Source organism: Hyunsoonleella aestuarii (assembly GCF_006148925.1).
Classification (GTDB): domain Bacteria; phylum Bacteroidota; class Bacteroidia; order Flavobacteriales; family Flavobacteriaceae; genus Algibacter_D; species Algibacter_D aestuarii.
The window spans coordinates 512,969-525,439 of record NZ_VAWB01000002.1; the positions used below are offsets into that span (position 1 = coordinate 512,969).

At 32.6% G+C, this 12,471-nt stretch carries 11 protein-coding genes; 3 read left to right on the plus strand and 8 right to left on the minus strand.

Annotation, left to right across the window (positions count from 1 at the left end; genetic code table 11):
- Nucleotides 1-192: 192 nt before the first annotated feature.
- Nucleotides 193-1,344, minus strand: coding sequence for a DUF7486 family protein (locus FEF17_RS12040; protein ID WP_139002647.1), 1,152 nt, complete (start codon nt 1,342-1,344; stop codon nt 193-195).
- A 213-nt stretch (nt 1,345-1,557) separates the two neighbouring features.
- Here FEF17_RS12040 and FEF17_RS12045 point away from each other — a divergent pair, with 213 nt between their 5' ends.
- A complete protein-coding gene (locus FEF17_RS12045; RefSeq protein WP_139002648.1) occupies nt 1,558-3,753 on the plus strand; it encodes an amino acid permease in 2,196 nt (731 codons plus the stop codon).
- A gap of 19 nt (nt 3,754-3,772) precedes the next feature.
- On the opposite strand, the gene FEF17_RS12050 is transcribed toward FEF17_RS12045, so the two are convergent.
- Nucleotides 3,773-5,233 (minus strand): MltF family protein, encoded by a 1,461-nt coding sequence (locus FEF17_RS12050; protein WP_139002649.1) that lies wholly within the window; start codon nt 5,231-5,233, stop codon nt 3,773-3,775.
- A 172-nt stretch (nt 5,234-5,405) separates the two neighbouring features.
- On the opposite strand from FEF17_RS12050, the gene FEF17_RS12055 reads away from it, so the two are divergent.
- Nucleotides 5,406-6,299 (plus strand): M23 family metallopeptidase, encoded by an 894-nt coding sequence (locus FEF17_RS12055; RefSeq protein WP_139002650.1) that lies wholly within the window; start codon nt 5,406-5,408, stop codon nt 6,297-6,299.
- Nucleotides 6,300-6,514: 215 nt separating this feature from the next.
- Here the strand turns inward: FEF17_RS12055 and FEF17_RS12060 are convergent, their stop codons facing one another.
- Nucleotides 6,515-7,156, minus strand: coding sequence for a peptidase associated/transthyretin-like domain-containing protein (locus FEF17_RS12060; RefSeq protein ID WP_139002651.1), 642 nt, complete (start codon nt 7,154-7,156; stop codon nt 6,515-6,517).
- 143 nt (nt 7,157-7,299) lie between these two features.
- Nucleotides 7,300-7,851, minus strand: coding sequence for a DUF4251 domain-containing protein (locus tag FEF17_RS12065; protein WP_139002652.1), 552 nt, complete (start codon nt 7,849-7,851; stop codon nt 7,300-7,302).
- 254 nt (nt 7,852-8,105) lie between these two features.
- Here FEF17_RS12065 and FEF17_RS12070 point away from each other — a divergent pair, with 254 nt between their 5' ends.
- Nucleotides 8,106-8,378, plus strand: a complete 273-nt coding sequence (locus FEF17_RS12070; protein ID WP_139002653.1) for a hypothetical protein — start codon at nt 8,106-8,108, stop codon at nt 8,376-8,378.
- Between the two features lie 32 nt (nt 8,379-8,410).
- Here FEF17_RS12070 and FEF17_RS12075 read toward each other — a convergent pair whose 3' ends face one another.
- The 4 genes from FEF17_RS12075 to FEF17_RS12090 all read right to left on the minus strand — a co-directional run bounded on the left by FEF17_RS12075 (nt 8,411) and on the right by FEF17_RS12090 (nt 12,402).
- On the minus strand, nt 8,411-9,220 hold the full coding sequence (locus tag FEF17_RS12075; RefSeq protein WP_246046848.1) for a DMT family transporter: 810 nt from the start codon (nt 9,218-9,220) through the stop codon (nt 8,411-8,413).
- Between the two features lie 16 nt (nt 9,221-9,236).
- Nucleotides 9,237-10,151: an EamA family transporter gene (locus tag FEF17_RS12080; protein ID WP_139002655.1), complete on the minus strand. Its 915-nt coding sequence runs from the start codon at nt 10,149-10,151 to the stop codon at nt 9,237-9,239.
- A 39-nt stretch (nt 10,152-10,190) separates the two neighbouring features.
- On the minus strand, nt 10,191-10,646 hold the full coding sequence (locus FEF17_RS12085; protein ID WP_139002656.1) for a cold-shock protein: 456 nt from the start codon (nt 10,644-10,646) through the stop codon (nt 10,191-10,193).
- Nucleotides 10,647-10,848: 202 nt separating this feature from the next.
- Nucleotides 10,849-12,402, minus strand: coding sequence for a DEAD/DEAH box helicase (locus FEF17_RS12090; RefSeq protein WP_139002657.1), 1,554 nt, complete (start codon nt 12,400-12,402; stop codon nt 10,849-10,851).
- Nucleotides 12,403-12,471: the final 69 nt, after the last annotated feature.

The following is a 12,471-nucleotide window of genomic DNA, read 5'->3' on the forward strand; positions in this document are numbered from 1 at the left end:
TTTTTTTGAAGGAAGCTTGTGTATGGCTCAGCTTTTCACAAAGCAAAGTACCATAACGCAGAACATTATATTACATTTTTAATTATGAATAATCCATAGTCGATTATTCATAATTAAAACGACAAGGAGTTCTTATAAAAAGACTTAATCTATAATTTGTTTTGTAATAAAAACATCCACTGAATCTTCTAATTATTGATTAATAGCTTTTAAATGCGCGTAAACTGGTTGACCTTGTGTTCTCATTTCTACTTTTCTATCAAAAATCTTAATGCCTTTTACTTGGTTAAGTTTTCCGTCTGGAGCGAAAGCTTTAACAGCTAAAAATTCTCCATTTTCATTTATAGCTTTTACATTAATAATATTTCCTGAACGACTAACACCTCTCACATCTAACTTTACATTATCTTCAGTTAATGCTTTAATTTCGTATAACACACCGTTTTTACCTATTGCATTAATTCGTGCATATTCATCTGTACTTTCCAATACTTTAACAGGTAATTCATAACCATCTGCAAATGCCTTAATATTCAAAAAACTATGTTGTTTAGAATCTTGTGTTGCTTTTACATCAAACATATTGCCTTCTTCATCAAAAGCTTTCACATCTAAATTTTTACCATCTGCTGTTATCGCCTTGATATTCCAAATAATTCTTTCAAAATCACTTTTATAACTTTTTTTCTTTTGATTTTTTGCAGGCAGTTTAAAGTCATCTTCATTTGCAGCTGGGTGCATTGCTTTAATATGCGCATGGATACCTATGCCTTGTAACGACATCTCTCTGTCCCTTAAATTAATTTTTATGCCTTTAATATCATTAAGCTGTCCTGATGGTGAAATAGCTTTTACGCCATAGAATTCCCCCTTTTTATTAATAGCTTTCATAATTACAATATTTCCAAATCTTGCAACGCCTTTAACGTCTAGTTTTTGCCCTTCTTTAGTTATTGCTTTAATGTAATACTTAGCGCCTTCTTTATTTATTGCTGCAACTGGAACAAATTGATTTTCACTCTGTAACATCTTAACGGGTAATCTCTCGCCATTTACAATAGCTTTTATATCTAAAAAAAGATCTTGATCGGAGTTTTGAATTGCCTTTATCTCGAAAGATTTTCCTTCTTCATCAAAGGCTTTAATATCTAAACTTTTTCCATCGGGTTGAATGGCTTTTACATTCCAAAAGATATCATTAAATTTTTCAACTTCTTCTATTTCAGTTTTACTTGTTTTATCTTTTGAAGGACTATCATTACAGGCTGTGAATAAAAATAAAGATCCAAGAATAAAAAAATTATAACAGATAGTTCGGATGAATGATTGGTTTGAATTTCTCATAATTAAAATTTAACATTTGAACTATAAAATTAAATAAAGGTGATGCCATTTTTCATGATATTAGTCATGTAAAAAAGGTGTACATAGATGTATTTGTAAGTTGAAAATAGCCGAACAATTTATAAACTAAATATTTTTAATTCATGCATATTTTAAATTTAAACTAAATAATTAGTATTTTCATACGTCACAATATTTCTTTAGAATTACTATATGTCAGATCAACCAAAGACCATTAAGAAATTTGGCACTTTTGGAGGTGTTTTTACGCCTACTTTACTCACTATATTAGGCGTTATTATGTACCTGCGTTTAGGTTGGGTTGTTGGTAATGCAGGGTTATTAGGAGCATGGCTTATAATAATCATATCATTTGGCATTACCCTTTGCACAGCATTGTCTATGTCTGCCATTACAACCAATATTCGTATTGGAGCTGGTGGTGCCTACGCTATAGTCTCTCAAGCCCTTGGTTTAGAAGTTGGTGGTAGTTTGGGGATACCTAGATACATTTCACAAGGGTTAGCAGTAACCATGTATATTTTTGGTTTTAGGGAAGGCTGGCTGGCTATTTTTCCTGATCATAATGCCTTTTTGGTAGATATTATTGTTTTCGTTTCGCTTTTGACTATTGCTTATATAAGTGCAAATCTGGCTATTAAAACACAGTTTATAATTATGGGGATTATTGCTCTTTCCTTAGTTTCTGTAGTTATTGCTGCTTATAATGGCTCCATGGCGTTACCATTAGATAACTCTTTAAGTTGGGGTTCCTTTAAAGGTTCTGAGGAAAATGGATTTAGTGGCAGCAGTTTTTGGATTGTTTTTGCAGTTTTCTTTCCAGCCGCCACAGGTATTATGGCGGGTGCTAATATGTCTGGAGAATTAAAAAATCCTAAAGATAGTATTCCCATTGGAACTTTATGGGCTATAGGTGTAAGCTTTGTTATTTATATGCTTTTAGCTTTTTGGATTTCACGCAGTGCCACAGAAGAAGAGCTTCTAACTAATTATTACATTATGGTAGATAAAGCCTATATAGGACCTCTAATTATAGCAGGACTTTTAGGCGCAACATTTTCTTCAGCACTTGCTTCTATAGTTGGTTCTTCAAGAATCTTGTATGCTATGGGAGAACACAAGGTACTTCCCTACTCCAATATATTAGCTGGCACTAGTGAAACTGGTCAGCCGAGAAATGCCATGATAGTTACAGGAGTTTTAATTTTCCTGACCCTCCTGCTAAGAAATATTAACGCCATTGCTCCTCTAGTTACGCTCTTTTTCCTTATTACCTATGCCATGATTAATATCGTGGTAATTATTGAACAACGTCTTGGACTTATTAGTTATCGTCCCGTATTTAAAATTCATAAATGGGTGCCATGGATTGGACTTATTTCGTCTATTTTCGCCATGTTTATTATCAATCCAACAGTAAGTCTTATTTCAATTGCTATTGTTTTGATGGTGTATTGGTACCTCTCTCGCCAAAATTTAGAAACCCCTTTTGAAGATGTGCGTTCTGGACTTTTCGTGTCCTTTGCGGAATGGGCTGCGAAACACACTTGGGGAATGAAAAAAATGCAACAACGCGCATGGAAAGCTAATCTTATGGTACCCGTAAGAGATGTTAATGGTTTAAGAGGCACTTTTGAGTTTCTGCGAAATATTGCCAGCCCTAAAGGCTCCATTAAATTATTGGGTATTGAACCTTTTAATGAACGCAGCACTCTATCGAATGAATTGGAAACTATTTCCGCTTCCTTTAGAAAAAAAGGGGTGTTTTCCTCATCAACTGTAATACATTCAGATCAGTTTGCCAATGGCATCAACTATGGTAGTCAAGCATTACAAGGGGCATTCTTTAAGCCCAATATTATGTTCTTGAATTTACAAGATCATGATGATTACAATAATGAAATTAAGCCTGTAATGAAAGAATCCATACGGCTAGAAATAGGCATTTTATTGTTTAATCTACATCCCACTGCACTTTTAGGGCAACGAAATACCATAAACGTTTGGATAAGCGAGCGTAAAGGTAATTGGGAATTAGGTGGCTGGGACATTGGCAATTTAGATCTTTCTATTTTGGTTGCCTACAAATTGAAGATTAACTGGAAGGCACGTATTCGGTTAATTGTATTGGTAAAAGACCCTAATGAAGAAAAGAATGCCAAAAACTTCTTAATAACACTTACAAATCTCGCACGATTACCTGAAACTTTAAGAGAAGTCTATGTTGGAAATTTTATTGATTTCTTAACCGAAGCACCTGCAGCAGATTTAAATATTTTCGGGATGCAAGAAACACTACCTTACAATTTCATAAATGACATGACCGCAAAAACCAACAGTAGTTGCCTATTTGTTAAAGATTCTGGGCATGAGAGCATTTTAGCATAGTAAATTAGCGCTGTAATTATTATTCCAATTGAATAAATTCCTTATAATGCCCATAGCGGTCAAAAATTTGATTAACATAATTAACAGGTTCTGAACCTCGCACATAACCGTACTTAATGATGGACTTATTATAATTTTTTGGTCGGCTTAGAGCTAAAAGCATTGGTTCTAAATTGTCATTCCATACATTCGGGTCTAATCTATTAGCTTTTGCTAATCGTTGGGCGTCTAGAACATGACCCAAACCACAATTATAGGATGCTAATGTTAATTTAATTCGGTTTATAGAATCTGTTATATTCTCAAATCCTTCATGAATTTGCTTTAAATATTTCGTTCCACCTCTAATACTTTCATTAGCATCCGATGGATTATTTACACCCAAGTAAGCTGCTGTTGCGGGCATAATCTGCATCAAACCCATAGCGCCTGCCCAAGATTTAGATTCCGGTTCAAACTTCGATTCTTGATATATTTGCGAAGCCAATAAGCGCCAATCCCAACCAATTTTTTTTGCATAGTTCTTGATTAAATTATCATAAACACTAATTTGATTATTCTTTAAACTGTAGTAATCACTTTTAGTACGACGCTTAAAAGCACGCTTATTTTTAAAGTACTTATTATAGATTACTCGGTAACGAGTTGTTTTACGTTCTTTTCGTATCCATTCGTTAACCACTTTTCTAAAATTTTTGGATTTCTTTCGGGTTACCCATGCAATGCGTTGCGACAATGAAATAGGAACAGCAATATCCAAAATTGGTCTATGAGAAGCATTAATTTTAGCAAGGTTTTCGTCTGCGATGGTATATTTTATGTTGCCTTCCGCTACCATATCCATAATTTCCCCAGTGCTTAATTTACTATCTAAGGTGTCAATATAAATATGGCCTCCTATTTCGTTCGATAAACTCTGTAGCCGCTCATAATAGGCAGAATTTCTTCTAATGGATACAGTATCACCAATCAACTCTATGGGATCATGAATGAGCGCTCTATCCAATTTTTTCCAGGATAACCTTCTAAAATTATCTGGTTTTTTCTGAACTAAGACTTGTTTCGTTAGAAACAAATATTCAGTAAAGTCTACTTCCCATTTACGCTGGTTGGTCACGGTCATTCCATGGGCAATTAGATCGACATCCCCGCGGTTAAGTACTTCGAATTCAGAATCTAAATCTTTAGATACGACAACTTCAAGTTCCAGATTAAGGTCTTTTGCTAAAAGTTGAAGGAGTTCGTACTCAAAGCCCATTGCCTGACCTTTATAGAGAAAATAACTAGTGCTGCTGTATATAACCATTGCTCTTAGCACGCCGTCAGCTTTTATAGCATCTAAATCCCTATCGACAGAATTGGCAACAATTGGATTGTAGTCTTCATCGTCATTAATATTTAAATTGGTACTATTTGGGTTTTTACATGCCGAAGCACAAAATATAAAGAGGAATAGGAAAAATTCTGTGAAGCGTTTCATTTCTTATTACCAAATATAATGATAATTGAAGATAATTAGAAATTTGAATAAAATGAGAGTTTTAGAAGCAAAATCGATTTGCACTTTTGGGCTTTAACAATACTTTATATAGAATTTACGTTAAATTCTATAAATTTGTCAATCAATCAAAAAAACATCCTTTCAAACCACCATGAAATTTTTGTTTTATTTCATTTTGCTTGTGCTCCCTTTAAATTTAAACGCACAAAAGCCTAAAACTATTCCAGATACATTTTTTACCCTAGTGGATTCTACCGATACAAAAGAAAATAATAGCCCAACGCGTTTTTCTGTTGATATTAAAAAAGAAAATTGGGATAATACGGTCTACAACCCATTTAAAGAAATGGTCGTTACCTTCCCATTGAAATTAGAGTTTAAAGATTCTACCTATCATTCCCCTATTGGAAAGGACAAAGTCATTACATCACGCTTTGGCTGGAGACGTGGTAGACCTCATAAAGGGATTGATATTGATTTAATTACTGGCGATAGTATATATGCTATGTTTGATGGTATTGTGCGTATGTCGAGATATACGAGTGGGCATGGAAGAACTGTTGTTGTTAGGCATTATAATGGCTTAGAGACCGTTTATGCACATCTGTCGAAATATGGTGTTAAAGAGAATGATACTGTTTTTAAAGGTTCTTATTTAGGTAAAGGTGGTGTTTCTGGGAATGCAAGAGGAAGCCATTTACATTTAGTAGTGAATTATAAAGGTATTCCTATAAACCCTGAATATTTATTTAAGTTTAATAAGGATAACCTAATTAGAGGCGATGAATTATGGGTTACAAAAAAATGGACACGTGCGATTGCTCATAATTCTAAAAGGCAAAGTAAAATAACGCCTTTATTTACCGAAGGAGCTGCTCTGGCTAGCCTGATTAAGGAACGCTCTATTTATGTGGTTAAACAAGGTGATACGCTTTCAAGAATTTCAAGGCGCAACAATGTATCGATAGCTTCAATTTGTGAGGTGAATGCCATAAGACGCAATGCAGTAATTCGAGTCGGTCAAAAATTATTGATTGAAAAATAGATGAATCTTCATATAAAAATCAAAAAGCTCTCTATTTTGAGAGCTTTTTAATATATTAATTATTAAATGTTGCTTTTTAGCGATTTTAAGAATCAATTACTTTATGTTTCATTTAATAAATAAACGTTCAAATTTATATTTAAAGTTTGGTAATAAAAACATCATATTTATCTCCTTATTACACTAATTTAACTTTATAAATATTAGAATAGGCCTTATTTGTAAGAATATATATTTTGTTTTAAAATTATATCTCTATTGGCGACAAATAATCCTTGTTCTTTATCTAATTTTACAATACCAGTGTAACCAATTCGTTCAAGCTTCTTTCTGCATCGATCGGTTAAATAGGGGTCTTCATCAAACATGAATGCATCAAGACTATATTCTGGAATTCCGGGTTCTTTAATAATAGGATGGATTTGTTTCGGCCCCATTTTTCTTGGATAAGTAAGAGGTTCGATAGCATTGCCTGGAACAAAGGCATAGAACGTATATTTACCGTTAGTGTCAGTTTTTACCCAACCTCGATGATTAACATATCGCTTTCCTTTTTTCTTTTTTGAAACGTAGTTACCGCTTTCATCTGGTTGATAGATATATAAAATAATATCTTTTGCTGGAGTCACTCCGTCACTTTGATAAATGGTACCCGTTATTTTAAGTTTACTAGAACGTCTTTCAAAATCTGGAATGGTGTCTGTGTTATTTAGGTTCTTTTCAGTGTAATCATAAATAGGGCTACGCTTTTTGTAATTAAGTGGAACCTCATCTAGGAGATAGGCATCTTGTGCATTAAGACTAGTTGAAACATTTAAAGCAAAAACAAAGCAGAATAAAACACCAAATATCTTCATGGGGCAATCTATTTAATTTTTATAAAGTTATGTGTTTCAATTCATTGATGCCCAAAAAACCTTATGAAACCTAAATATTTACGATGAAATGAAATTAAATGCAATTTCTATAGGTGAACGTCAACGTCTCATCTTAATACCATCTATTCTTTTGAAAGTTCTGGTTTTACATGTCCTTGATATGAAATACTGAAGCGTGAAGAACTATTTATTCTTATGGTACTATTTAAATTAGGAAAGAGCCTTAAGTAAACTCTAAAGTTTTCATTTTTATTATTTGCGTCAAAGCTAATATTATAGCTATTATCATTATTTTTTTCTATTTCGTAATTCTTGATGAGTCCCTTCAATACAATCGCACCGCCATTATTACCCCTACCATAACCCGTATTCATTTGACGCTCCCCAAAATATGGTAAATATGATGAAATACTATCTTTTGCAATTTTTAAGAAATTAGGATTACCAATTAAACTAATACTCCCTGCGTTGTTTCCAGGGCCTAATATTCCAGTATTTGATATTTGTTGCATAGCGTTGGTCATTTGTGGGTAAACCCATTCCGATTCAATAACAAAACGCTTTCCATTAACTAAATCATCTAATGCATCTATTTCCGCTTGGGTAGCTGTACTTTTTGATGAGCTACAAGAGACAAGCAATAAGAGTAATATAAAACTATATAAGTGCCTCATTTTCAATTAAATTACTAGTGTAAAGATACAAATTATAACAAAAAAAATGTTTTAAATAGCGTTAAAAATTGAAGGGATTTGTTCAAAAACGTTTAAAAATTGTAGAAATATTAGTCTGTAAAGAGTTAGGTTTTAACGATTACCTGTTATTAAATAGCAATTTACCGAAATAATTGGCATGCTATCAATAAATTTTGTGATGACAGGACTTAGCCCATAATTTTAAAATACCAAATCTCAAAAACTTATCTATTATGGATACTACATTTTCATTATTCAACCAAATTAATAGTTTATCGTATTGGCTACTTTTAGAAAGCAATTATAAAAGTTCTGTTACTTTAGATGCAGATAGTGATACTTATGTTGTTGCAATAAAGAAGGGTGCTGCCTATTTATACACCCATTCTATTAGTAGTTTTAGTAAAAAGAATAAGCGTTATTTACAGTTTGAACTTACTACAATTGTAAACCAATTGCTTCATATTAAAGATAGTATGAACGATATGAGAGTAAAAAGCGCTTAGTATAAAAAAACATAAAACTCAATTACTATTCTTTAATTTCGCTTATACAATGCATTAAGCGTTAACCCACAAATTATAAGTACTATACCAATTATGCTTAAAAAGGTATATACTTCAGCAAATAAGAATACTCCAAATAATACTGTAAACAACACTTCTAAGTACTTTAAAGGAGCTACTTGATTCGTACTTGCTATTTGAAAAGCCTTAGTCATATACACCTGACCAAAATAACCATAAACACCAAGACTTAATAATAAAAGTAATTGCAGAAATGTTGGTGTGATCCAATATTTAATTGACAAAACACCTCCTACAACAGCAGCAATAACCATAAAATAGTTAACTACAACAACGGGATGATCGCTTTTACCGATTTTACTTATGGTTATGTAGACCAATCCACTAAAAACTGCAGACGTTAATATTAAAATTAACCCATAACTATTTAACTGGCTATCAAATCCTTTTATTATAAGAACACCAATAAATGCCATTAAAAAAAAAGCCCATTGCCAAGGTTTTATTTTTTCTTTTAGAAAGAAAATAGCAAAAACAGCTGCAAAAACAGGAGCTAAATATCTTAAAGAAACCGCAGTTCCCATAGATAGGTATTTTATTGACATAAAAAACAGTGTCATTGAAGTAACACCGACAACCCCCCTAATAACCAAGAGCTTTCTTCTATTTCCAAGAATAGAAATATTATTTTTTATTAGGAATGTAAAAGTAAAAACTAGGGTGCCAATTGACCTAAAAAACACTATTTGATAAGCATTAATATCTATTAAATGCTTGACAGTTGCATTCATACATGCAAAAGCAAATGTGCTTATAAGCATAAATTTTATAGCATTCTTAACGTCCAAAAGGTCTAATTTTTAATTTTCTTTTTGATGTAATAAAATAAACACCTGTTAAAAGTACGATGGCAGCGACAATAGATTGCAATGTAAGTTTTTCATCTAAAACATACCATCCTAAAAGTAATGCAATGACAGGATTCACATAGGCAGATGTTGCAACTTTTTCGGTTGAAACGACTTTTAATAGATAGTTAAATGCGGTGAACGCTGCTATACCTCCAAAAACAATAAGAAAACTCATAGACCAAACCACAGGTTCGCTCCAATTAAATGGAGACACCCACTTTTCATTAAACAACAAGCTAGAAATGGCTAGCATTATACCTGCAGCAATCATTTGATAACCTGTACTTACAAAGTAATTGGTTGGCAAATTAGCTTTAGAAACAAAAATACTACCATAGCTCCAGCTTAAAACGCATGTTAAAATCATAAACATACCTAATAAACTGCCTTCCTTTATTAATAATTCTTCTTGACTTACAAGCATACACATACCAATTAAACCAAGAATAATTCCTATTAAAGACTTTGCTTGAATCTTCTTACCGTCAATAAGCCACATTAATACAAGGACGAATAATGGTTGTGTAGCGGCTTCTAATGCACCAAAACCACTATCGACAAATCTAAGTGACCAAACAAAAACACCGTTGCCATATACAAGAAATAAAAAGGCTGTAATAATTACATTAAGTAATTGATGCTTTGTAAGCTTTAGGCTTACACCCATAGCCATTGCTATGATGAATATTAAAATTCCAGAAGTAAGAAAACGAATGGATGCAAGAAAAAATGGTGCTAATTCTGCTACAGCAATTTTATTAAGAAGATACGTAGAACCCCAAATAACATAAATTGCAAAAAAAGATATAACTATAAGAAACGTTTTTTTATAAATACGCATTAAACCTTAAGCTACAATTTTGATATATGATGTAAGTGTTTAAATCTTTTTTACACGAACAGCATTCATCCCTTTTAATCCTCGTTCAAGTTCGTAAGTCACTTTATCATTTTCTTCGATACTATCAATTAAACCGGAGACATGAACAAAATATTTCTCTTGGTTAATACTATCAATTATAAAACCGAATCCTTTACTATGATCGAAGAACGAAACTTTACCTTCTTTAGCGCTTGGCTCCTCCTCTTCTCTATCTTCTTTCTTAGGAATACCCAATTCGATACTTTCTGCTTCAATTTTTTCTCGTAATGCTGGATCTGGCGGCGTGTCAGTCAGGTTACCGTTAAAATCTACATAGGCAAATTGAATCCCTTCCGATCCACTAGCCTCTTTTTCAGCTTTACGTGCTTCTTTCTTTTTTTGCTTTTCTTCTCTTTTCTTTAAGCGTTTTTTTTCTTTTTCAATTTTATTGAATGTTACTTGTGATTTTGCCATTATTGGATTTTAATTAATAAAAATTCTATTAAGTTATAAGGGAAAGATAATATTGTAAATCTCAATAAAAGCGCTACAAATACTATAATTTTTATCTGCTTAATTAGAAACAAAGATAAGACATACGAATCAATTTCTATGTCTGTAGGTAATTATTGCATCATCAATGGTTTTAATTTACCCAATTACCAACAAATTGAATCTACTCCACTGGTGGATACCCATGAATAGTTTCAAAAACTTCATCAAAATTAGAACGCAAATAAGCATTAAGCTTTTTTCTGTATTCACCTTTTAACCATTCAACAAAATTAAACGTGCTTTTGCTGATACATTTGGTGTAGCGGTTAATTCTAAAATCAATATCATCTCCAAGCTTTTTTGCCAATGCCAATGCATCATAAACATCTTCACTGTTTTCAATACAAATTTTGGCATGTTGCTCAATGGAACGCTCCAAAACTACTTTTGTAGATTCACCACTTCTTATGGACTCTACATACGTTTTTTGAATATCGAAATAGACCTCTTGAGAATTTGAAAATTCTTCACGAAGTTCATCAGGCATCTCGTATCTAAAGTTACTTTCTAATTCTTCATCACTTAATAGAGAATCTAAATAGTAGTTTGGCGATTTAAAAATCCTTTGCCAATCAAGATTATCACCCCAGGGTCCAAATCGGTGAAAATTATTTCCTAAATCAATTACTGAAAACGTCTTTTTATCTTTTAAAATTCTTGATCCACGACCAATCATTTGATAATATAAAGTCAATGATTTTGTTGCTCTGTTTAATATAATACTTTCTACGGTTGGCTCATCAAAACCTGTAGTAAGTATACTTACTGAAGTTAAAATGGCATCAGGTGTGTTTTTAAACCATTTTAAAATAAGTGCACGCTCTTTCTTTGTATTAGTATTATCTAGGTGAGCGATTTTATATCCCGCTCTTCTAAAGGTATCATAAACATGCAAAGATGTATTAATACCGTTGTTGAAAATCAAGGTTTTTTTACCTTTGGCGCGCTCTTCGTATGCTTGTATTAACTTGGATAACATATCATTATCGGTATACAAATCTTCAGAAGATTTTACTGTATAATCACCATTTGCACCAACAACCAATGACGTTAATCCAACATTATAAGAAAACATTTCGGCACGTGCTAAAAAGCCACGTTCTATTAAAGATTCAATACTCTCCCCGACTATCAACTCATCATAGTTGTCGGTCATTGGGAGTTCCATACTAGAACTTAATGGTGTTGCTGTAACTCCTAAAATAAAGGATTGACTAAAAAATTTAAAAAGCTTTGTAAAAGAGTTATAATGAGCTTCATCAATTATTACTAGCCCGATATCAGAAATATCAAGTTTGTCGTCATTCAACCTATTATTCAAGGTTTCAACCATGGCAACAAAGCAACTGTAGTTTCCTTGATCGCTCAGATCTGCTTTGCTGTCCACCACTTTATTAACAACACCAAACTCAGTAAGCATTTTAGAGGTTTGTTTACATAATTCGATCCTGTGTGTCATCACCAACACTTTCTTATTGTGATGCTTAAGATATTGTCTTACAATTTCAGAAAATATAACGGTTTTCCCTCCTCCAGTTGGTAATTGATATAACAAATGGTAATCGTCTGGGGACTCCTCAAAACTTTTAAATATTTTATTAATAGCTCCTTTTTGGTAGCTATATAAATCTTTACCTACTTTCCTATCTTCTAATTCGGTTGTTGAAATGCTCATAAAATCATCCTTCTCGGCCGCAAAAATAAGACCTTTAAAGCGTTTTTCACGAATCTTTAAACCTAAAGT

What these genes read in the sequence shown, in the direction of transcription:
- FEF17_RS12045 (WP_139002648.1), top strand. Translation starts at nt 1,558, where the DNA reads ATGTCAGATCAACCAAAGACCATTAAGAAATTTGGCACTTTTGGAGGT.
- FEF17_RS12060 (WP_139002651.1), bottom strand. Translation starts at nt 7,156, where the DNA reads ATGAAGATATTTGGTGTTTTATTCTGCTTTGTTTTTGCTTTAAATGTT.
- FEF17_RS12080 (WP_139002655.1), bottom strand. Translation starts at nt 10,151, where the DNA reads ATGCGTATTTATAAAAAAACGTTTCTTATAGTTATATCTTTTTTTGCA.
- FEF17_RS12075 (WP_246046848.1), bottom strand. Translation starts at nt 9,220, where the DNA reads ATGCTTATAAGCACATTTGCTTTTGCATGTATGAATGCAACTGTCAAG.
- FEF17_RS12090 (WP_139002657.1), bottom strand. Translation starts at nt 12,402, where the DNA reads ATGAGCATTTCAACAACCGAATTAGAAGATAGGAAAGTAGGTAAAGAT.
- FEF17_RS12055 (WP_139002650.1), top strand. Translation starts at nt 5,406, where the DNA reads ATGAAATTTTTGTTTTATTTCATTTTGCTTGTGCTCCCTTTAAATTTA.
- FEF17_RS12085 (WP_139002656.1), bottom strand. Translation starts at nt 10,646, where the DNA reads ATGGCAAAATCACAAGTAACATTCAATAAAATTGAAAAAGAAAAAAAA.
- FEF17_RS12070 (WP_139002653.1), top strand. Translation starts at nt 8,106, where the DNA reads ATGGATACTACATTTTCATTATTCAACCAAATTAATAGTTTATCGTAT.
- FEF17_RS12050 (WP_139002649.1), bottom strand. Translation starts at nt 5,233, where the DNA reads ATGAAACGCTTCACAGAATTTTTCCTATTCCTCTTTATATTTTGTGCT.
- FEF17_RS12065 (WP_139002652.1), bottom strand. Translation starts at nt 7,851, where the DNA reads ATGAGGCACTTATATAGTTTTATATTACTCTTATTGCTTGTCTCTTGT.
- FEF17_RS12040 (WP_139002647.1), bottom strand. Translation starts at nt 1,344, where the DNA reads ATGAGAAATTCAAACCAATCATTCATCCGAACTATCTGTTATAATTTT.